Consider the following 20,849-nt stretch of genomic DNA (forward strand, 5'->3'; position numbering starts at 1 on the left):
CTGTGTCGCAAGTAACCTAGAGGGATGGGAGTGCAACGTGTGGTTCGTGTGGCTGCCACCGCGCTGACGGTCCTGGTCGTTCTCGGCACCGGGATCGCGTGGACCAATGTGCGGTCTTTCCAAGACGGCATCTTCCACATGTCGGCCGCCTCGCTGGGCAACGGCGGCGACGACGGCGCGATCGACATCCTGCTGGTGGGCCTGGACAGCCGCACCGACGCTCACGGCAACCCCCTGTCGGCCGAGGAGCTCGAGACATTGCGGGCCGGCGACGAGGAGGCGACCAACACCGACACCATCATCCTCATCCGGATCCCCAACACCGGGAAGTCGGCGACCGCGATATCGATTCCGCGCGACTCCTACGTCGCCGCCCCGGGCCTGGGCAAGACGAAGATCAACGGCGTCTACGGCCAGACCCGGGAGACCAGGCGTGCCAACCTGGTCCAGGCAGGCGACTCCGCCGAGCACGCGGCGGCCCAGGGCACCGAGGCCGGCCGGGAGGCGCTGATCAAGACCGTCGCCGACCTCACCGGGGTCACCGTCGACCACTACGCCGAGATCGGACTGCTCGGTTTCGCCTTGATCACCGACGCCCTCGGCGGCGTGGATGTCTGCCTCAACGAGCCCGTCTTCGAGCCGCTCTCGGGCGCAGACTTCCCCGCCGGCCAGCAGCGCCTGTCCGGCCCGGAGGCGCTCAGCTTCGTTCGCCAGCGCCACGAGCTGCCGCGCGGCGACCTGGACCGCGTCGTGCGTCAGCAGGCCGTCATGGCGTCGCTCGCACACCGGGTCATCTCCGGCAAGACGCTGTCGAGCCCCACCACGCTGCGGCGCCTGGAGGCCGCCGTCCAGCGCTCGGTGGTGTTGTCCTCGGGCTGGGACGTGATGGACTTCGTGCAGCAGATGCAGAAACTGGCCGGCGGCAACGTGGCGTTCGCCACCATCCCGGTGCTCGACGGCGCCGGCTGGAGCGACGACGGCATGCAGAGCGTGGTGCGGGTGGACCCGCACCAGGTGCAGGACTGGGTCGCCGGCCTGTTGCACAACCAGGACGAGGGCAAGACCGACGAGCTGACCTACAGCCCGGCCAAGACGACGGCCAGCGTGGTCAACGACACCGACATCAACGGCCTCGCCGCGGCGGTGTCGGACGTGTTGAGCGCCAAGGGATTCACCACCGGCTCGGTCGGCAACAACACGGGCGGGCACGTCAAGGGCAGCCAGGTGCGGGCGGCCAAGAGCGACGACGTCGGAGCCCAGGCGGTCGCTCGGCAACTGGGCGGCCTTCCGGTGGTCGCCGACGCGTCGATAGCCCCGGGCACCGTCCGGGTGGTGCTGTCCGGCGATTACAGCGGCCCGGGCTCCGGGCTGAGCGGCGGCGTGAACAGCCAGGTGGCGGCCGCCCAGGTGTCCAACGCCGGCGGGTCGACCGACCCGGACGTCCCAGCGCCCTCGCCCATCCTGACCGCAGCCTCCGACAAGCCGGACTGCATCAATTGAGCATGCCTGCAACCCTTTCGGGGGCCATCCTCGAGCCGATGCTGCGGGACGACCCGGTCGGACCACGCATCACCTACTACGACGATGGCGTCCGGGCCGACGGCGAGCGCATCGAGTTGTCCGCGGCGACCCTGGCCAACTGGGCCGCCAAGACCGGCAACCTGCTGCGCGACGAGCTGGGCGCCGGGCCGGGCAGCCGGGTCGCGGTCCTGCTGCCGGCGCACTGGCAAACCGCCGCGGTGCTGTTCGGCGTGTGGTGGATCGGCGCCGAGGTCGTGCTGGAAGGCGCGGCGGACCCGCATACGGACATGGCGTTGTGCACCATCGAACGCCTCGACGAGGCCGACTCCGCCGTGAGCGCGGCGGCATCAGGCGGTGAGGTCGCGGTGCTGTCGCTGGACCCGTTCGGCCGGCCCGCCCCCGACCTGCCGATCGGCGTCACCGACTACGCCACCGCGGTGCGCGTGCATGGCGACCAGATCGTCCCCGAGCGCCACCCGGGTCCCGCGCTCGCCGGCCGCTCGGTCGGCGAGATTCTGGCGGACTGCGAAAGATCCTCGGCGGCAAGGGGTTTGACGTCGGCTGATCGAGTTCTTTCCAGCGCGTCGTGGACCGGACCGGACGAACTCGTCGACAACCTGCTGGCAGTCCTGGCCGTCGGCGCGTCGCTGGTGCAGGTGGCCGCACCAGCCGGGACCCAGGCCGATCCCGCGGCGCGACAGCGAAGGATCGAGACCGAGAAGATCACCCGCGTGCTGTGACTGCGGGATCCGGACCCGGACTTCAGACAATACATATTGATATCGCAATATTCTGATGTTAACGTCGGCAGGGTCTTGCTCGGTAGCGATTCACCAGGAGGGTGTGGAAGATGGCGTACGGAATGTTCGGCAGAGGCGTCGCCTGGTTGGCGACCGGCGTCGTCGGGGCGGCTGCCTATGACCTGGTGGTGCGGGCCGCGAAAAAGGCGCCGCTGCACCAGGCCGCGGTCTCGGCGGCCGAACTGGGCCTGCGCGGCACCCGCAAGGCCGAGGAGGCCGCGGAATCGGCGCGGCTGAAGATGTCCGACGTGATGGCCGAAGCCCGTGGGCGCATCGGCGAGGAGGCGCCCACGCCTGCCGTAGGTGACGCCCACGACCACGACCACTGATCGGTCGACATGGCCCTCGCGATCGTTGAAGAGAGCGCAACCACCGACGAGTCTGCGCTGACGGTGATCTCGGACGCGGCCGGACGCATGCGGGTCAGGGTCGACTGGGTTCGCGGCGACTCCCGGCGCGCAGTCGCGGTCGAGGAGGCCGTCGCCACGTGCCACGGCGTGCGCGCCGTGCACGCCTATCCGCGCACCGGATCCGTCGTCGTCTGGTACTCGCCGCGACGCGCCGAGCGCTCCGCGCTGCTGGCGGCGATCGGCGAGGCCGCACACGTCGCCGCCGAGCTGATCCCGGCGCGCGCACCGCATTCGGCCGAGATCCGCAACGCCGACGTGCTGCGGATGGTCATCGGCGGCGCGGCGCTGGCCCTGCTCGGGCTGCGCCGCTACGTGTTCGCGCGACCGCCGCTGCTCGGGCCGAGCGGCCAGCTGGTGGCCGGCGGTGTGGCCATCTTCACCGGCTACCCGTTCCTGCGCGGCGCACTGCGCTCGCTGCGGTCCGGGAAAGCCGGCACCGACACGCTGGTGTCGGTGGCGACCGTGGCCAGCCTGCTGCTCGGCGAGAACGTGGTCGCGCTCACCGTGCTGTGGCTGCTCAACATCGGCGAATACCTGCAGGACCTGACCCTGCGCCGGACCCGGCGGGCCATCTCCGAACTGCTGCGCGGCACCCAGGACACCGCGTGGATCCGCATGAGCGACGGGGCCGAGGTGCAAGTGGCGATCGACACCGTGCAGATCGGCGACGAGGTGGTCGTGCACGACCAGGTCGCGATCCCGGTGGACGGCGAGGTCGTCGAGGGTGAGGCCATCGTCAACCAGTCGGCGATCACCGGGGAGAACCTGCCGGTCAGCATCACAGCCGGCGCGCACGTGCACGCGGGCTCGGTCGTGGTCCGCGGGCGCCTGGTGGTGCGCGCGGAGGCCGTCGGCAACGAGACCGCGATCGGGCGCATCATCGCCCGCGTCGAGGAGGCACAGCACGACCGCGCCCCGATCCAGACCGTCGGGGAGAAATTCTCCCGCCGCTTCGTTCCCGCTTCGTTCATCGTCTCCGCCCTCACCTTGCTGGTCACCGGCGACGTCCGGCGCGCGATGACCATGCTCCTGATCGCCTGCCCCTGCGCGGTCGGGCTGTCCACCCCGACCGCGATCAGCGCGGCGATCGGCAACGGCGCGCGCCGCGGCATCCTGATCAAGGGCGGCTCTCACCTCGAGCAGGCCGGCCGCGTCGACGCGATCGTGTTCGACAAGACCGGTACGCTGACCGTCGGGCGTCCGGTGGTCACCAATATCGTTGCGATGCACTCCGATTGGGAACCCGAGCAGGTCTTGGCGTACGCGGCCAGCTCGGAGATCCACTCCCGGCACCCGTTGGCCGAGGCGGTGATCCGCTCCACCGCGGAACGCCGCATCAGCATCCCGCCGCATGAGGAGTGCGAGGTGCTCGTGGGGTTGGGCATGCGGACGCGTGCCGACGGCCGCACCCTGCTGCTGGGCAGCCCGTCGCTGTTGCGCGCCGAAAAGGTGCGGGTGTCCAAGAAGGCCACCGAGTGGGTGAACAGGCTGCGCCGCCAGGCCGAGACACCGCTGCTGCTCGCCGTGGACGGCACGCTGGTCGGGCTGGTCAGCCTGCGTGACGAAGTGCGGCCCGAGGCCGCCGAAGTGCTGACCAAGCTGCGCGCCAACGGCGTCCGCCGGGTCGTCATGCTCACCGGCGACCACCCCGACATCGCCGAGGTCGTCGCCGGCGAACTGGGGATCGACGAGTGGCGCGCCGAGGTGATGCCGGAGGACAAGCTGGAGGTGGTGCGCGCCCTGCAGGCCGAGGGTTTCGTCGTCGGCATGGTCGGCGACGGCGTCAACGACGCGCCCGCGCTGGCCGCCGCCGACATCGGGATCGCCATGGGCCTGGCCGGTACCGATGTCGCCGTCGAGACCGCCGACGTGGCGCTGGCCAACGACGACCTGACCCGCCTGCTCGACGTGCGCGAGCTGGGCGCCCGGGCGGTCGACGTGATCCGCCAGAACTACGGCATGTCGATCGCGGTCAACGCCGTCGGGCTGGCCGTCGGGGCCGGCGGCGCGCTGTCGCCCGTGCTGGCCGCGATCCTGCACAACGCCTCGTCGGTGGCGGTGGTGGCCAACAGCTCCCGACTGATCCGCTACCGGCTCGACTAGTGGCTCTGGCTGCATCGAGGGTGAATCCACGGCGCCGACACGCCGGGCGGGCACGCCATGCATTCACGCTCAAAGCCGCGGACTCACACTCAATGTCCGGCTGTGCTGATCAACAGCAGTCGTGGCCGCGCCAGGCCCGCACTCCCTGCCACACCGCGATGGCGGCGACCGCGAGCCCGACAGCGGGATCGATCCACCAGCCGTCCGGCCAGACGGCGGTGAGGGCCAGTCCGGCCAGCACCCCGGCGGCCTGCACAGCGCACAGGTAGTTCTGAATACCCTCACCTTCGGTGGCCTCCGAGCCCAGCCGGGCACCCAGCCGCTGGTTGGCCCGGCCCAGGACCGGCATCAGCAGCAGCGCGACCACTGTCAGCCCGATGCCGATCACCGAGGTCTCGGCGTGGTGGCCGTCGGTGAGGTCGCGCACGGACTCGGCGGCGATGTAGGGGGCGGTCAGCCAGAAGGAGACCGCCACGCCGCGCCGCGCGCGCGACTCGGCGGTCTCGGACAGAGTGCGGGCGCCGCTGAAGCGCCACACCACCATCGCGCTGGCCAGCGCCTCCCCGCCGCCGCCGAGCGCCCAACCGGTCAGTGCGATGGACCCGACCGCCAGGCCCTGCCACAGCCCGATGGCGCCCTCGACGAGCAGCACGGTGAGGCTGACCCAGGCCAGCCGCCGCGCCCGGCGGGCGCCGGCCTGCCAGGCCGCATCCCGCTCCGCGGCGCTTCGACGCGTTCGGGCGCTGGGAGGGCAAGAGCTGGGAGGCGAAGAGGTGGAAGGGGAAGAGGTCATTACACCCGATGGTAGAGCCGGCACGCCGGGCCCGGGCACCACGACACCCGGGGGGACGAGCACGCGTTGTCACCACCAGCGGGGGCATTTGGTCACCGCGTTCAGGCGGCATCAAGCCACGGACCCTGCCACAGGGTTCCTCGTTACGCTGTCCAACCAGTGGGGGTCCCAGTACATCGAAGAAGGGTTGTGACGAATGGCGCGTACCGAGAACGACACGTGGGACCTGGCGACCAGCGTGGGAGCCACCGCCACCATGGTCGCGGCGGGACGGGCCCGAGCAACCCGCGACAAGCTGATCGACGACCCGTTCGCCGAGCCGCTGGTGCGGGCGGTCGGCGTGGAGTTCTTCACCCGCTGGGCCGCCGGCGACCTCGACTCCGCCGACGTCGACGTCCCCGGCGCGGCCTGGGGCATGCAGCGCATGACCGACATGCTGGCCGCGCGCACCCGCTACATCGACACCTTCTTCGCCGAAGCGGCCAGCGCGGGCGTTCGCCAGGTCGTCCTGCTGGCGTCGGGCCTCGACGCGCGCGCCTACCGGCTGCCGTGGGCGGCGGGCACCACGGTGTTCGAGATCGACCAGCCCCAGGTGCTCGACTTCAAGAGCGTCACCATCGCGCAACTGGGCGCCAACCCCACCGCCGAGATGCGGCCCGTCCCGATCGACCTGCGCCACGACTGGCCGGCCGCACTGCTGGCGGCCGGTTTCGACACCGCCGCACCAGTGGCCTGGGCGGCCGAGGGCCTGCTCGGCTTCCTGCCGCCCGATGCGCAGGACCGGTTGCTGGACAACATCACCGAACTCAGCGCCGACGGCAGTCGGCTGGTCGCCGAGGTGTTCCTGAACTCCGGCGTCAACGCGCGGGCGCTCAACGCCGCCTCCGCCCGGTGGCAGGAGCACGGCCTGGACACCGCGCTCGACGACCTGGGCTTCCCCGGCGAGCGCAACGACGCGGCGGCCTACCTCGAGGACCGCGGCTGGCAGCCGGTGCGTACGCCGCTGAACCGGTTGCTGAGCGAGCACGGGCTGCCGCTGCAGCCGACCGACGGCGCCGAGGACAGCGACCAGGCGCCGTTCGCCCGCAACTACTACTGCACCGCCGTGTTGCGGAAAGCATCCTGAAGGAAGGCACGCCCCATGCCGGACAGACCCATGCCGGACAGACCCATGCCGGACAGCCCCATGCCGGACAGCCCCATGCCGGACAGCGACGCCCCCAAGCCCCTCGACGGCTATCGGGTGCTCGATTTCACCCAGAACATCGCCGGTCCCCTGGCCGGGCAGGTGCTGGCCGACCTGGGCGCCGAGGTCGTCAAGATCGAGGCGCCCGCCGGCGAGGCGGCCCGTCACATCACCGCAGTGCTGCCCGGGCGGCCGCCGCTGGCCACACTGTTCCTGCCGCACAACCGCGGCAAGAAGTCGGTGGCGCTGGACCTGGCCACCGACGAGGGCAGGCAGCAGGTGCTGCGCCTGGCCGAGACCGCCGACGTCGTGCTGGAGGGGTTTCGCCCCGGCGTGATGGAACGCATGGGCCTGGGGCCCGACGAGTTGCGTTCGCGCAACCCCAGACTGGTCTACGCCCGGCTTTCGGCCTACGGCGGCAACGGCCCGCACAGCGCCCGGCCGGGGGTTGACCTCATCGTCGCCGCCGAGTCGGGCATGACCACCGGGATGCCCACGCCCACCGGCAAACCGCAGATCATCCCGTTCCAGCTCGTCGACGCCGCCAGCGGGCACGTGCTGGCCCAGGCGGTACTGGCCGCGCTGCTGCACCGCGAACGCCACGGTGTGGCCGACGTCGTGCGGGTCGCCATGTATGACGTCGCGGTCGGCCTGCAGGCCGGCCAGCTCACGGTCCACCTGAACACGCCGAGCGCCAGGCCCGCAGGTTCGTCGCCGAAACCCAAGCGGCGCAAGGGGGTTGGCTTCGCGACCCAGCCATCGGACGCGTTCCGGGCCGCCGACGGATACCTGGTGATCAGCGCATACGTACCCAAGCACTGGGCCAAGCTGTGCGAGCTGATCGGCCGGCCCGACCTGCTCGAGGACGAACGGTTCATCGACCAGCGGGCGCGGGCCCTGCACTACCCCGAGCTGACCGAGGAACTCGAAGCGGCACTTGCCGCCAGGACAGCGGCCGAATGGGTCGAGTTGCTTCAGAAGGGCGGCCTGATGGCCTGCCACGCGCACACCTGGAAACAGGTCGTGGACACCCCGCTGTTCGCGGAGAACGAGCTCGCACTGCGGGTCGGCACCGGCGAAGACACCGTCACGGTGGTGCGCACCCCGGCCCGCTACTCCAGCTTCGACGCCGCGACCGCCGAGCCCCCGCCGGCGGTCGGCGCGCACAACGACGAGTTCCTTGCTGCGCCGGACTCCGCGTCGTGAGCAGTGGCACTCTCAGAGACCCGGCAGGCGCACCACCTGGATGAAGAACTCGTCGATCTGCCGGACCGCGTTGATGAACTGATCGAGGTCGACCGGCTTGGTGACGTAGGCGTTGGCATGCAACTGGTAGCTGCGCAGGATGTCCTCCTCCGCCGAGGAGGTCGTGAGTACGACGACCGGGATGCGCGCGAGGTCAGGATCGGACTTGACCTGCTCCAACAACTGGCGGCCGTCGTATTTCGGGAGGTTCAGATCGAGCAGGACGAGATCAGGCCGCACGGCGTCCTTGAACGGGCCGCGCCTGTAGAGGTAGTCCAAACCCTCTTCCCCGTCGTGCGCCACGTTCAGGTTGTTCTTGAGCTTGTTGTGCTCGAACGCTTCCCGGGTGATGAGCTCGTCTCCCGGATCGTCCTCGACGAGCAGGATTTCGATCGCTCTACCGTCCGAGGTCATTGCTGGGCTCCTCCTGGCTCTGTTTCGTGCGCTTGGTCTTCTCCGGTGGCCGGCTCTTCGGGAACCGGCTCTTCTTGAGCGACGTCCGCAGGCTCGGGCATGGGCAGGGTGAACTCGAACCGGGTGCCGCCGGTGTAGGTCGTGTCGATCCGGATGCTTCCGCCGTGGTACTCGACGATCTTCTTGCACAGCGCCAGCCCCACACCGGTCCCCTGGTACATGTCTCGGCCGTGCAGACGCTGGAAGATCACAAACACCTTGTCGGCGAACTCCTCCGGTATCCCGATGCCGTTGTCGGTAACGCGGAACACCCATTCACCGACGCAGTCACCGCCGCCCGGTTCGCACTCGATGGCGATGCGCGGCGGGCTGTCCTCGCGCCGGAACTTCACCGCATTGCCGATCAGGTTCTGCCACAACATCGTCAGCAGCATCGGGTCGCCGACGACCCGCGGGAGGGGATCACGCGGGCGCACGATCCGGGCGCCGGACTCCTCGATCGCCGCGGCGAGGTTGCTCAGGCCGGCGTCCAGCGGCGTGTCGAGGTCCACCTCGACCTGAAAGGCGCCGAGGCGACCGACGCGGGAGAAGGTGAGCAGGTCGTTGATCAGCACCTGCATGCGCTTGGCCCCGTCGACCGCGAAGGCGATGTACTCGGTGCCGCGCTCGTCGAGTTGGTCGCCGTAGCGCTTCTCGAGCAACTGGCAGAACGAGGCGACCTTGCGCAGCGGTTCCTGCAGATCGTGGGACGCGACGTAGGCGAACTGCTCGAGTTCGGCGTTCGAACGCCGCAGCTCCTCGGTCTGTTCATCCAACTGCTCTCGGGCAGCACGGGATACGTCGAGTTCTTCGACCATGCGCCGGCGCATGTTCTCCACGTCGATCGCCATGTCCCGGATGTCCCTGGGCCGCTTGGGAGGCCAGATGGTCTCCGCGAAGCTGCCCTCGGTGATCCGCCGGCACGCCGCCGCCAGGTTCGCCAGCGGACGGGTCACCGTGAAGCGCACCAGCGCACCCAGCACCAGCGCGGTGGCGAAGAACACGACCACCAGCGCGATCAGCACGCGGTCCCGCCAGGCGTCGATGCGGTGGAGTTGCTCCGCGGCGTGCACCCACGCCGCGGACAGGCTCGCATCCTGGGTCACGAAAAGCGCACGCAGGTGGTCGAATTGGACTTTGCCGCGCTCCGCGAGCCCACCCTTCACGACATTGGGGACGTCCGGGGTCACCCCGGCGATCAACGGCTCGGCGTAGCTCGCCCGCCACCGCGCGGCTGACTGCTCGATCTCGCCCAGGTTGGCGATGAGGTCCGCACGCCGGCCCAGACGGTGGCGGATGGCGTCGGCCGCGTCCCGTTCGGTGCGTTGTCCGTCGTAGTAGGGCCTGAGGAACTGGCGGTCGGCGGTGATCAGATAGCCGCGAACGCCGGTCTCCTGATCGCGCAGCCCGGCCTGCAGCTGGCATGCGGCCACGCGCGCCGGCTGGATGTCGTCGATCAGTTCGTGCGACATCGTGTCGGTGCGCATCAGCAACACGGTTCCCGCGCGGCGCCCGCCAGCACCAGCACGCCCATCACGAACAGCACCAGCGCGTGCCATCCCCGCGTGGTGAGCTGCGACGGGCGCAGCGACCGCACCAGCGGCGTCACGCCGTGGTCCGCTCGACGCGCAGCACTGCGATGTCGTCGGTGAGCCCGCCCTGCGGCTGGGCGAGCTTTTCGGCCTCGTCGATGAGCGCGTCGACGAACGCCGGACCGGGCTGGTTGGCGTGCAGGCGCGCCAAGGCCAGCAACCCGTCCTCGCCGAGGCGTCGGGTGCCGCGCCCCGAGTACCCCTCGAAGAGGCCGTCGGTCAGCAGCAGCAACCCGTGCCCGACGGGCAGTTCCAGGTCGTGGAGCGGCCAGTCGTCGGCCCGCAGCCCCAAGGCCGGCCCCGCGGGCGGCTCGATCCACTCCACGCCGCCGCCCCCTTGCAACAGCATCCCGGGATGACCGGCGCGGACCGTGGTGACGCGTGGGCTGTCCGGTGCGATCTCCAGGCTGAGCACCGTTGCGAAGATACCGATGCTGGTCCGTTCGGAGTGCAGCACCCGCTCCAGCTGCCGCATCATGTCGACACCGTGGACCCCGGCGAAGGTCAGCGCGCGAAACGCGATCCGCAGCGCCGCGCCCAGCGCCGCCTCGTGCGGTCCGTGCCCGGCGACGTCGCCGATCAGCACGTGCACGGTGCGGTCGGGTGTCTGCACGACATCGTAGAAGTCCCCGCACAGCAGCGCGTCCTCGCGGCTCGGGCGATACCGCGCGACGATCTCGACGCCCGAGTCGTCGTGCAGCAGCGGGGATGGCAGCAGGCCGCGTTCCAGCAGCGCGTTCTCACGCGCACGGAGCCGGCTGGCGTGCAAGTCCGCGGAAATGAGCTCGGCCCGCTTGCGCTCGATCGCATACAGCAGCGCCCGGCGCAGCATCTCCGGTTCGACCCGCCCCTTGACCAGATAGTCCTGGGCGCCGGCCGCGACCGCCGACGCCCCGAAGTTCTCGTCGTTGAGCCCGGTCAGCACCACGATCGGGACCGTGGCATCGCGCTTGGCGATGCGATCCAGGGCGTCGATGCCGTTGGCGTCCGGCAGGTGCAGGTCCAGCAGCACGCAGTCGGGACGGGCGGTGGCGAGCTCGCGCTCGGCGTCCGCCATCGACTGTGCCCACACCACCCGGATGTCGGCGACGGCGTTAGCGATCAAGTCCTCGACCAGCACCGCGTCCGCCCGGTCGTCTTCGACCAGCAACAGCGACAACGACTGCCAATGGGCCACCCGGGTACCTGGAGTACGCACTGGGATCACTTCCGGTCATCCGCGGGTGGTGAAGGGGTGAGCAACTTTTTTACTCGGCCCCCCATTGGCCGCGGTAGCCATTGGCTGTGTGGCGACGTTCCGACCGGAGAGCCGGTGCGCCCGCGGGCACTTGCATACCGGCTTACCACCCCGAATGGTTGCCGAGGGTGATCCTATGCGGTGTGCCGGCGCTTTCCCAACGAAGGCTGTACTAACGGTGGCGTCAGCGCAGCAGTGCCCGCGACATCACGACGCGCTGGATCTGGTTGGTGCCCTCGTAGATCTGGGTGATCTTGGCGTCGCGCATCATCCGCTCCACCGGGAAGTCGACGGTGTAGCCCGCACCACCGAACAGTTGCACCGCGTCGGTGGTCACCTCCATCGCGACGTCGGAGGCAAAGCACTTCGACGCGGCCGAGATGAAGCCCAGGTTCGCCTCACCGCGCTCGGCGCGCGCCGCGGCCGAGTACACCATCAACCGCGCGGCCTCGACCTTCATCGCCATGTCGGCCAGCATGAACTGGACACCCTGGTTGTCGCTGACCGGCCGGCCGAACTGCTTGCGGTCCTTGGTGTAGGCGATCGCGGCATCCAGGGCGCCTTGCGCGATCCCGACCGCCTGCGCCCCGATCGTGGGACGGGTGTGATCCAGGGTGGCCAGCGCGGTCTTGAAACCCGTACCCGGTTCCCCGATCATCCGATCACCCGGTATGCGGCAGTTCTCGAAGTACAGCTCAGTGGTCGGCGAGCCCTTGATCCCGAGCTTGCGTTCCTTGGGGCCCACGCTGAACCCCTCGTCATCGATGTGCACCATGAACGCCGAGATACCGCCCGAGCCCTTGTCCGGATCGGTCACCGCCATGACCGTGTACCAGCTGGACTTCCCGCCGTTGGTGATCCAGCACTTGGCGCCGTTGAGGATCCAGTCGTCCCCGTCGGCTTTGGCCCGGGTCCGCATCGCCGCCGCGTCGCTGCCGGCCTCGCGCTCGGACAGCGCGTAGGACGCCATCACACCGTCGGAGATCTGCGGCAGCACCTGCTTCTTGAGCTCATCAGACCCGCGCAGGATCAGCCCCATGGTGCCCAGCTTGTTCACCGCCGGGATCAGCGACGCCGACGCGTCGACGCGGGCCACCTCCTCGATCACGATGCACGCCGCCACCGAATCCGCACCCTGGCCGCCGTACTCCTCGGGAACGTGCACCGCGTTGAAGCCCGACGCGTTCAACGCCTCCAACGCTTCCTGCGGGAACCGCGACTTCTCGTCCACCTCGGCGGCGTGCGGAGCGATCTCCTTCTCCGCCAGCGCCCGGATCGCCGTCCGCAACTCCTGATGTTCCCCGGGTAGTCCGAACACATCGAACGACGGATTTCCGCCCCATCCAGCCATCTCAAGCCTCCCTGCGCTACTCCCCGGTAACTTTACCGTGCAGCCGCTGCACGGCCGCATCCTTGGCCTGCACGCTCTCGGCGAGCTCGTTCTGAAACGCCACGACCCGCGCCCGCAACACCGGGTCGGACGAGGCGAGGATGCGCACGGCCAGCAGCCCGGCGTTGCGGGCACCGCCGATGGAGACCGTCGCCACCGGGACGCCTGCGGGCATCTGCACGATCGACAGCAGCGAGTCCAGTCCATCCAGGCGTGCCAGCGGTACCGGTACCCCGATCACCGGCAGCGGCGTCGCCGCGGCGACCATCCCGGGCAGGTGGGCGGCGCCGCCCGCCCCGGCGATGATCACCTCGATGCCACGGTCGGCCGCGCCACGGGCGTAGTCGAACATCACCTGCGGCGTGCGGTGCGCCGACACCACGCGGGCCTCGACCGCGATGTCGAACTCGGCGAGCGCGTCGGCCGCGTCGGTCATCACCGGCCAGTCGCTGTCGCTGCCCATGATGACCCCGACGCGGGGGTTAGTGCTGATCATGTGGGTCCCATCCGTCCGCCCATCGACCGTGTGACAGCCAGTGCGCCGCGAGTTCGGCGCGTTCCCGCAGGCTCGCCAGATCCGCCGGGTCGGCGCCCAGGAAATTGACGTGCCCGATCTTGCGGCCGGGCCGTTCGAGCTTGCCGTACAGGTGTACCCGGGCTTCCGGCATCCGCGCGAGCAGGTGGTGCAGCCGCTCGTCCATCGACATCGCCGCCGTCGCGCGCGGCTCCGGTCCGCGCGGTGCGCCCAGCACGTTGGCCATGACCGTCACCGGCGCGATCGCGTCGGTATCGCCGAGCGGATAGTCCAGCACCGCGCGCAGATGCTGCTCGAACTGGCTGGTGCGCGACCCGTCCATGGTCCAGTGCCCGGAGTTGTGCGGCCGCATCGCCAGCTCGTTGACGAGCAGGGCACCGTCGGTCGTCTCGAACAGCTCCACCGCGAGCACCCCGACCACACCCAGTTCGGCGGCCAGCTGCAGCGCCAGCTGCTGGGCGGCGGCCGCCGACTCGCCGGTCAGGCCCGGTGCGGGCGCGATCACCTGCTCGCAGATCCCGTCACGTTGCACGGTCTGCACCACCGGCCAGGCCGCGCCCTGACCGAACGGCGAGCGCGCCACCAGCGCCGACAGCTCGCGGCGCAGCGTCACCCGCTCCTCGACCAGCACCGGCAACCCGTCGGCCAGGCATGTGCGGGCGGTCTCGCGCGCCTGCTTCAGGTCACGGGCCAGCCAGACTCCACGCCCGTCGTACCCGCCCCGCACGGCCTTGACCACCACCGGGGCGTCGTCGCCGGCGTCCAGGGTTCGCACGAACGCGTCCAGGTCGTCGAGGCCGTCCACCGGCGCGTAGCGCGGCACCGGGGCGCCGAGAGCCTCCAGCCGCCGCCGCATGACGAGCTTGTCCTGCGCGTGCGCCAGGGCGTGGGGCGGCGGCGCGACGTTGACGCCCTCGGCGACGAGCTTCTCCAGCAGGTCGGTGGGGACGTGCTCGTGGTCGAAGGTCAGCACGTCGGCCCCGGCCGCGACCCGGCGCAGGTCTTCCAGTTCGGTGTGCGAGCCGATCACCACGTCGGGCGTGACCTGCGCGGCCGACTCGTCGGCGGCGGTGGCCAGCACCCGCAACGTCTGTCCCAGTGCGATCGCGGCCTGGTGGGTCATCCGCGCGAGCTGGCCGCCGCCGACCATGGCAACGAGCGGCGCGACGCCGGGGGTGCGGGTACTCGGCACGGCCATCATGGTGTCATGGGGCCGGGCCGGCCGGTGAGCGGCGGTGAGACCCGATCGTGATGCACCACTTTGCGTCGTTTTCGTGTCCGTACGTACACTCACGTGCTGTGCCCTTCGCCGATGCCACGATGGCGCGTTTGCCGGAAGCCTTTCAGACCTACGCGCAACGCCACCACGAACTGATCAAGTTCGCGATCGTCGGCGGCACCACATTCATCATCGACTCCGTCATTTTCTACACCCTGAAGCTGACGATTCTGGAGACCAAGCCGGTCACCGCGAAGGTGATCGCCGGCATTGTCGCGGTCATCGCGTCCTATGTGCTGAACCGGGAGTGGAGCTTCCGCGACCGCGGCGGCCGTGAACGCCACCACGAGGCGCTGTTGTTCTTCGCCTTCAGCGGCGTCGGGGTGCTGCTGAGCATGGCGCCGCTGTGGTTCTCCAGCTACGTGCTGCAGCTGCGGGAGCCGATGGTGTCGCTGACGGTGGAGAACGTCGCCGACTTCGTCTCGGCCTACATCATCGGGAATTTGTTGCAGATGGCGTTCCGCTTCTGGGCGCTCCGCCGTTGGGTGTTCCCCGACGCGTTCGCGCGCAACCCCGACATGGTCGTCGGCGAGGGCAGGGTTGTCGACGAGGGCAGGGTTGTCGGCGAGGGCAGGGCTGTCGGCGAGGGCAGGGCTGTCGGCGAGGGCAGGGCCCTGGAAGAGAAGGCCCTGGAGTCTGCCCTCACCGCGGGCGGGATCGCCGAGATTTTCGAGGACACCATCGAGGGCGGGTACCACATGGGAAACGTCACCCTCTTGCGCGGTTGGCGCAGCCGCAGGGCCGCCCGCTTCGGTCAGCTCGGCGATTCGTCTGACCCCAGGGTGTCGAAGACTTCGTGATAGAGCAGCGCGTGCACCTCGCGCAGCCGCGGAACCTCGTAAAACTCCAACGGATCTTGTGACGGCGAGTCGATGATCAGCGTCCCGCACCGAAAGATCCGCTCGAAGATCCTGTCCCGGAATTCAACGCTGTTGATCCGCGCCAGCGGGATGTCGAGCCCGGTGCGGGTGAACACCCCGTGCCGGTACATCACCCGTCGGGTGGTGACGACGAAATGCGTCGTCAACCAGGCCGAGAACGGCCACAACGTCAGCCAGCCGACGACCACCAGCCAGATCCCCCAGATGACGCCGTAGATGACGTTCTTGGCGAACTGGTCCCACTGCGTCGAGTTGAGGTAACCCGACCCGAACGCCGTCAGCCCGGTCGCGGTGACGAACACCACGGCGGGCCAGATCAGCCGCTTCCAGTGCGGATGGTGGTGCAGCACCACCTGCTCGCCGGCAGCCAGGGCGTTCTCGGGATAGCGCATGGTCGCGACATTAGCGGCGGCGCTACCGCAGATGCACCACGTCGCCGGCAGAGATCACGACCGCCTCATGTCCCGTCTGGAGGCAGAGCCTGCCCTGGTCGTCGATGCCGGTGGCGGTGCCGACCAGCTCCCGGCCGCCGGGCAGGTGCGCACGCACGCGAGTGCCGATCGTCAGGCTGTGCGCCCGGTAGTCGGCGACCAGCGACCGGTCGGCACCGCGGGCGGCCCGCCACGCGACGATCCGCCTGCCGAGTTCGGTCAGCAGCGCGCGCACCAGGTCGCCGCGATCGGGTGCGGGGACCCCGAGGTCGCGAAGCGAAGTGGCGCCCTCGACGCCCTCGGGGGCGCGGGCGACGTTGAGCCCCACGCCGATCACCACCACCGGGCGCGCCACTTCGGCGAGGATGCCCGCCAGCTTGCCACGGGAGGCCGGCGGGCCCGCCAGCACGTCGTTGGGCCATTTCAGGCCGGCTCGAAGTCCGGTCACGGCCGCCACCGCGTCGACGACCGCCACCCCGGTGGCCAGCGACAGCCAGCCCCACGCCTCGACCGGCACGTCGACGGCGCCGACCCCCACCGACATCGTGATCTGGGTCCGCGGGGTGATCTGGGTCCGCGGGCCGGCCGACCAGCGGCGGCCGTGCCGTCCGCGTCCGGCGGTCTGGTGCTCGGCGATCAGCACGGCCCCGGCGACGTCGGCCTCCCCGCCCGGTGACGCCGCCCGCGCCAGGAGGTCGGCGTTGGTGGAGCCGGTCTGCTCGACGACGTCGAGCCGTCGCCAACCCAGCCCGGCGCCGATCAGCTCCGCCCGCAGCGCGGCCTCATTCAAAGGCGGGTCCACCGCGGGGTACTGGGCGCTCACCCGGCCCAGCCTAAGCAGTGCCGGGGGATCAGCCGATAACATCGACTGCCATGACTAGCGTTACCGACCGCTCGGCTCATTCCGCAGAGCCTGCGAGCGAACACACCGTCGACATCCACACCACCGCGGGCAAGCTGGCCGAGCTGCACAAGCGCCGGGAAGAGTCGCTGCACCCGGTCGGCGAGGAGGCCGTCGAGAAGGTGCACGCCAAGGGCAAGCTGACCGCCCGCGAGCGCATCTACGCCCTGCTGGACGAGGATTCCTTCGTCGAACTCGACGCCCTGGCCCGGCACCGCAGCAGCAACTTCGGTTTGGGGAGCAACCGCCCCCTGGGCGACGGGGTGGTCACCGGATACGGGACCATCGACGGCCGCGACGTGTGCATCTTCAGCCAGGACGCCACGGTGTTCGGCGGCAGCCTGGGCGAGGTGTACGGCGAGAAGATCGTCAAGGTGCAGGAGCTGGCGGTCAAGACCGGCCGCCCGCTGATCGGCATCAACGACGGCGCGGGTGCCCGCATCCAGGAGGGTGTGGTCTCGCTGGGCCTGTACAGCCGCATCTTCCGCAACAACATCGTGGCCTCGGGTGTCATCCCGCAGATCTCACTGATCATGGGCGCCGCGGCCGGCGGGCACGTCTACTCCCCCGCCCTGACCGATTTCGTGGTGATGGTCGACCAGACCAGCCAGATGTTCATCACCGGCCCCGACGTCATCAAAACCGTCACCGGCGAGGACGTCACCATGGAGGAACTCGGCGGCGCCCACACCCACATGGCCAAGTCGGGAACCGCGCACTACGTGGCCTCGGGTGAGCAGGACGCCTTCGACTGGGTGCGCGAGCTGCTGGGCTACCTGCCGCCCAACAACGCCACCGACGCGCCGCGCTACGCCGAGCCGGTGCCCGAGGGCGCGATCGAGGACAACCTCACCGCCGAGGACATCGAGCTGGACACGCTGATCCCGGATTCGCCCAACCAGCCCTACGACATGCACGAGGTGATCACCCGCATCCTCGACGAGGACGAATTCCTCGAGGTCCAGAACGGCTACGCGCAGAACATCGTCGTCGGGTTCGGCCGCATCGACGGCCGGCCGGTCGGCATCGTGGCCAACCAGCCCACCCATTTCGCCGGATGCCTGGACATCAACGCCTCGGAGAAGGCGGCCCGCTTCGTGCGGACCTGCGACTGCTTCAACATCCCGATCGTCATGCTGGTCGACGTTCCCGGGTTCCTGCCTGGCACCGGCCAGGAGTACAACGGCATCATCCGTCGCGGCGCCAAGCTGCTCTACGCGTACGGCGAGGCCACCGTCCCCAAGATCACCGTCATCACCCGCAAGGCCTACGGCGGCGCCTACTGCGTGATGGGTTCCAAGGACATGGGCTGCGATGTCAACATCGCCTGGCCGACCGCCCAGATCGCCGTCATGGGCGCATCCGGCGCTGTCGGGTTCGTCTACCGCCAGCAGCTCAAGGAGGCCGCCCGCGACGGCGCTGATGTCGACGAGTTGCGGCTGCATCTGCAGCAGGAGTACGAGGACACGCTCGTCAACCCCTACGTCGCCGCCGAGCGCGGCTACGTCGACGCGGTGATCCCGCCGTCGCACACCCGCGGCTACATCGGCACGGCGCTGCGCCTGCTGGAACGCAAGATCTCCCATCTGCCCCCCAAGAAGCACGGGAACATCCCGCTATGAGTCGAGTGAGCGACACGGGCGAGGTTGTGACGACACCCGACGCCCACCCGGTGCACGAGCCGCACATCCAGGTCCTGCGCGGCACGCCGACCGCCGCGGAGCTGGCCGCACTGGTCGCCGTGCTCGGCAGCTCGGGTGCCGCGCCCACACCGCCGGTCCCCGAGCGCACCCGCTGGGGCCTGCCGGCCGACAACCTGCGGTACGCGATGACGAACTTCCAGCGCCTGACCATGCAGCAGAAACTCCATATGCAGCGCTTGCAGCAGTGACCCGTCTGGTGCTCGCGTCGGCGTCGGGGGGCCGGCTCAAAGCGCTGCGCCAAGCCGGTGTGGATCCGCTGGTCAGGGTCTCAGGAGTCGACGAGGACGCGGTCGTCGCCGGTCTGCGCGCCGACTCCCCGCCCGGGGAGGTGGTGTGCGCCCTGGCCCGGGCGAAAGCGCAACGGGTGGCCGGCACGCTCGAACCGGCAGTCGCCGCGGATTGCGTTGTCATCGGCTGTGATTCGATGCTCTACCTGGACGGCCGGCTCTGCGGCAAGCCGGCGTCGACGGCCGCCGCGCGCGACCTGTGGCAGGCCATGGCGGGCCGCGCCGGCCAGCTCCACACCGGGCACGCCCTGATTCGGTTGCTGGACAATATGATTGCTTACGAAACATCCGAAAATTCGGTCACCATAGTGCGTTTCGGCACACCTTGCCCCGAAGACCTGGATGCGTACTTGTCCTCGGGTGAATCCTTGCGCGTGGCAGGGGGGTTCACTCTCGACGGCCTGGGTGGTTGGTTCATCGAAGGCGTCGACGGCGACCCGTCAGCGGTGGTGGGGATCGGGCTGCCGCTGACCCGGTCGCTGCTGGATCGCGCGGGGCTGTCGGTCGCCTCGGTGTGGGCGGCCAATCCGGTAGGCGGTCCGGTAGGCGGCGCCGCCACGGCGGCCCGCGAAACATAAACGGCTGCGCCCCGGCGCGGCATGTCGTCGCAGCCGCTTATGTGTCGCGGTCCGTGCCGCCACGGCGGCCCACTCGCGTCCCTGGCGGTAGGCTCGGTTTGTGTCGCTGCCCCCCGATCCCAGCCCCGCGCTTGCGGCCTACGCCCACCCCGAACGCCTGGTCACCGCCGACTGGCTGTCCGCCAACCTGGGCACGCCCGGCCTGGCGATCGTCGAGTCCGACGAGGACGTGCTGCTCTACGACGTCGGGCACATCCCCGGCGCGGTCAAGATCGACTGGCACACCGACCTCAACGACGCGCCGGTGCGCGACTACATCAACGGCGAGCAGTTCGCCGCGCTGATGGACCGCAAGGGCATCGCCCGCGACGACACCGTGGTGATCTACGGCGACAAGAGCAACTGGTGGGCGGCCTACGCGCTGTGGGTGTTCACGCTGTTCGGCCACCCCGACGTGCGACTGCTCAACGGCGGCCGGAACCTGTGGCTCTCCGAGGGGCGGGAGACCAGCCTCGACGTCCCGGACCGGACCTCCGAGGGCTATCCGGTCGTGCAGCGCAACGACGAGCCCATCCGGGTCTACAAGGACGACGTGCTGGCGGCGCTGGGCTCCGGGCCGCTGATCGACGTGCGCTCCCCGCAGGAGTACACCGGCGAGCGCACCCACATGCCCGACTACCCCGAGGAGGGGGTGCTGCGGGCCGGCCACATCCCCACCGCCCGGTCGATCCCGTGGAGCAGGGCCGTCGACGACAGCGGGCGGTTCCGCAGCCGCGAAGAGCTCGAGGAGCTTTACGGGTTCCTCGGTCCCGACGACAAGACCATCGTCTACTGCCGCATCGGCGAGCGGTCCAGCCACACCTGGTTCGTGCTCACGCATCTGCTGGGCAAGCCCGGGGTGCGCAACTACGACGGGTCATGGACCGAGTGGGGCAACATGGTGCGCGTCCCCGTCGTCGTGGGCCCTGAACCGGGACAGGCGCCGGGAGCCGCACCGGCCCGATGAGCCTACCCGCGCCGCTTGCCGAGGTGGTGTCCGACTTCGCCGAAGTTCGGGGCCAGGACAAGCTGACACTTCTGCTGGAGTTCGCCGACGACCTGCCCGCGTTGCCCGCCGAGCTGGCCGAGGCGGCGATGGAGCCGGTCCCCGAATGTCAGACCCCGTTGTTCCTGCACGTCGACGCCGGCGACCCGGACCGGGTGCGGCTGTACTTCAGCGCGCCCGCCGAGGCACCGACCACGCGCGGTTTCGCCGCGATCCTGGCGGCCGGCCTCGACGGGCAACCCGCCGCCGACATCCTGGCGGTGCCCGAGGATTTCTACACCGATCTCGGCCTGGCGGCTCTGATCAGCCCGCTGCGGTTGCGCGGCATGTCGGCGATGCTGGCCCGGATCAAGCGGCGGCTGCGTGAGTCCGCCCCACAAGCCCGGCAATCGGGGAATTACGACACCGGCTGATGGCGCCGACGGCGCGCCGCTTAGACTTCCCGGTCAGAGTAAGAAACTCTCTTAAAGACCTTGCAG

The 20,849-nt window shown here is 69.8% G+C and carries 19 protein-coding genes and 3 pseudogenes; 13 read left to right on the top strand and 9 right to left on the bottom strand.

What is annotated here, in order from left to right; genetic code table 11:
- Positions 1-24: 24 nt before the first annotated feature.
- The 4 genes from AC2VOK_RS03020 (at position 25) to ctpC (ending at position 4,834) form a co-directional block, all read left to right on the top strand.
- Positions 25-1,500 carry an LCP family protein gene (locus AC2VOK_RS03020; RefSeq protein ID WP_428899163.1) on the top strand — a complete coding sequence of 492 codons (1,476 nt, stop codon included), beginning with the start codon at positions 25-27 and terminating at the stop codon, positions 1,498-1,500.
- A 2-nt stretch (positions 1,501-1,502) separates the two neighbouring features.
- Positions 1,503-2,261, top strand: coding sequence for a TIGR03089 family protein (locus AC2VOK_RS03025; protein ID WP_428899164.1), 759 nt, complete (start codon positions 1,503-1,505; stop codon positions 2,259-2,261).
- Positions 2,262-2,371: 110 nt separating this feature from the next.
- The gene (locus AC2VOK_RS03030) at positions 2,372-2,650 is read left to right on the top strand and encodes a DUF1490 family protein (protein ID WP_421530040.1); all 279 of its coding nucleotides are present in this window, start codon (positions 2,372-2,374) and stop codon (positions 2,648-2,650) included.
- Between the two features lie 9 nt (positions 2,651-2,659).
- The gene (gene ctpC, locus AC2VOK_RS03035) at positions 2,660-4,834 is read left to right on the top strand and encodes a manganese-exporting P-type ATPase CtpC (protein WP_428899165.1); all 2,175 of its coding nucleotides are present in this window, start codon (positions 2,660-2,662) and stop codon (positions 4,832-4,834) included.
- 109 nt (positions 4,835-4,943) lie between these two features.
- Here ctpC and AC2VOK_RS03040 read toward each other — a convergent pair whose 3' ends face one another.
- Complete coding sequence (locus AC2VOK_RS03040) at positions 4,944-5,627, bottom strand: cation efflux transmembrane domain-containing protein (RefSeq protein ID WP_428899166.1); 684 nt, start codon at positions 5,625-5,627, stop codon at positions 4,944-4,946.
- A 196-nt stretch (positions 5,628-5,823) separates the two neighbouring features.
- On the opposite strand from AC2VOK_RS03040, the gene AC2VOK_RS03045 reads away from it, so the two are divergent.
- A complete protein-coding gene (locus AC2VOK_RS03045) occupies positions 5,824-6,753 on the top strand; it encodes a class I SAM-dependent methyltransferase (protein WP_428899167.1) in 930 nt (309 codons plus the stop codon).
- A 75-nt stretch (positions 6,754-6,828) separates the two neighbouring features.
- Positions 6,829-8,019, top strand: coding sequence for a CoA transferase (locus AC2VOK_RS03050; protein WP_428899190.1), 1,191 nt, complete (start codon positions 6,829-6,831; stop codon positions 8,017-8,019).
- Between the two features lie 12 nt (positions 8,020-8,031).
- On the opposite strand, the gene AC2VOK_RS03055 is transcribed toward AC2VOK_RS03050, so the two are convergent.
- The 6 genes and pseudogenes from AC2VOK_RS03055 to AC2VOK_RS03080 form a co-directional block, all read right to left on the bottom strand.
- Positions 8,032-8,472, bottom strand: coding sequence for a response regulator (locus AC2VOK_RS03055; RefSeq protein ID WP_421530834.1), 441 nt, complete (start codon positions 8,470-8,472; stop codon positions 8,032-8,034).
- A pseudogene (locus AC2VOK_RS03060) lies at positions 8,469-10,045 on the bottom strand (sensor histidine kinase). Before AC2VOK_RS03060 ends, AC2VOK_RS03055 begins: the two are co-directional and overlap by 4 nt.
- Before the next feature lie 71 nt (positions 10,046-10,116).
- Positions 10,117-11,262, bottom strand: a complete 1,146-nt coding sequence (locus tag AC2VOK_RS03065; RefSeq protein ID WP_428899191.1) for a PP2C family protein-serine/threonine phosphatase — start codon at positions 11,260-11,262, stop codon at positions 10,117-10,119.
- 262 nt (positions 11,263-11,524) lie between these two features.
- Complete coding sequence (locus tag AC2VOK_RS03070; RefSeq protein WP_428899168.1) at positions 11,525-12,691, bottom strand: acyl-CoA dehydrogenase; 1,167 nt, start codon at positions 12,689-12,691, stop codon at positions 11,525-11,527.
- Between the two features lie 16 nt (positions 12,692-12,707).
- Positions 12,708-13,226, bottom strand: coding sequence for a 5-(carboxyamino)imidazole ribonucleotide mutase (gene purE / locus AC2VOK_RS03075; RefSeq protein WP_428899169.1), 519 nt, complete (start codon positions 13,224-13,226; stop codon positions 12,708-12,710).
- Entirely contained in the window at positions 13,213-14,466 is a 1,254-nt protein-coding gene (locus tag AC2VOK_RS03080; protein WP_428899170.1) for a 5-(carboxyamino)imidazole ribonucleotide synthase, read from the bottom strand. Before AC2VOK_RS03080 ends, purE begins: the two co-directional genes overlap by 14 nt.
- Positions 14,467-14,564: 98 nt before the next feature.
- Here AC2VOK_RS03080 and AC2VOK_RS03085 point away from each other — a divergent pair.
- Both AC2VOK_RS03085 and AC2VOK_RS03090 read left to right on the top strand, forming a co-directional pair.
- Positions 14,565-15,062: pseudogene (locus tag AC2VOK_RS03085) on the top strand (GtrA family protein); the annotation flags it as partial.
- Between the two features lie 105 nt (positions 15,063-15,167).
- Positions 15,168-15,344 (top strand): annotated as a pseudogene (locus AC2VOK_RS03090) (GtrA family protein); the annotation flags it as partial.
- On the opposite strand, the gene AC2VOK_RS03095 reads toward AC2VOK_RS03090, so the two are convergent.
- Both AC2VOK_RS03095 and AC2VOK_RS03100 read right to left on the bottom strand, forming a co-directional pair.
- Complete coding sequence (locus AC2VOK_RS03095) at positions 15,299-15,817, bottom strand: PH domain-containing protein (protein ID WP_428899171.1); 519 nt, start codon at positions 15,815-15,817, stop codon at positions 15,299-15,301. The pseudogene AC2VOK_RS03090 and the gene AC2VOK_RS03095 sit on opposite strands and share 46 nt — an antisense overlap.
- 22 nt (positions 15,818-15,839) lie before the next feature.
- On the bottom strand, positions 15,840-16,646 hold the full coding sequence (locus AC2VOK_RS03100; RefSeq protein WP_428899192.1) for a biotin--[acetyl-CoA-carboxylase] ligase: 807 nt from the start codon (positions 16,644-16,646) through the stop codon (positions 15,840-15,842).
- Between the two features lie 83 nt (positions 16,647-16,729).
- Here AC2VOK_RS03100 and AC2VOK_RS03105 point away from each other — a divergent pair, with 83 nt between their 5' ends.
- From AC2VOK_RS03105 to AC2VOK_RS03125, 5 genes are all read left to right on the top strand, one after another.
- Complete coding sequence (locus tag AC2VOK_RS03105; protein ID WP_428899172.1) at positions 16,730-18,379, top strand: acyl-CoA carboxylase subunit beta; 1,650 nt, start codon at positions 16,730-16,732, stop codon at positions 18,377-18,379.
- Positions 18,376-18,648: an acyl-CoA carboxylase epsilon subunit gene (locus AC2VOK_RS03110; RefSeq protein WP_428899173.1), complete on the top strand. Its 273-nt coding sequence runs from the start codon at positions 18,376-18,378 to the stop codon at positions 18,646-18,648. The genes AC2VOK_RS03105 and AC2VOK_RS03110 overlap by 4 nt, the downstream gene beginning before the upstream one ends.
- Positions 18,645-19,325: a Maf family protein gene (locus tag AC2VOK_RS03115; protein WP_428899174.1), complete on the top strand. Its 681-nt coding sequence runs from the start codon at positions 18,645-18,647 to the stop codon at positions 19,323-19,325. Before AC2VOK_RS03110 ends, AC2VOK_RS03115 begins: the two co-directional genes overlap by 4 nt.
- A gap of 100 nt (positions 19,326-19,425) precedes the next feature.
- Positions 19,426-20,331, top strand: coding sequence for a sulfurtransferase (locus AC2VOK_RS03120; RefSeq protein WP_428899175.1), 906 nt, complete (start codon positions 19,426-19,428; stop codon positions 20,329-20,331).
- Positions 20,328-20,783, top strand: a complete 456-nt coding sequence (locus AC2VOK_RS03125) for a SufE family protein (protein ID WP_428899176.1) — start codon at positions 20,328-20,330, stop codon at positions 20,781-20,783. The genes AC2VOK_RS03120 and AC2VOK_RS03125 overlap by 4 nt, the downstream gene beginning before the upstream one ends.
- The last annotated feature ends 66 nt before the right edge of the window (positions 20,784-20,849 follow it).

It is taken from the genome of Mycobacterium sp. TH-M116 (assembly GCF_057473685.1).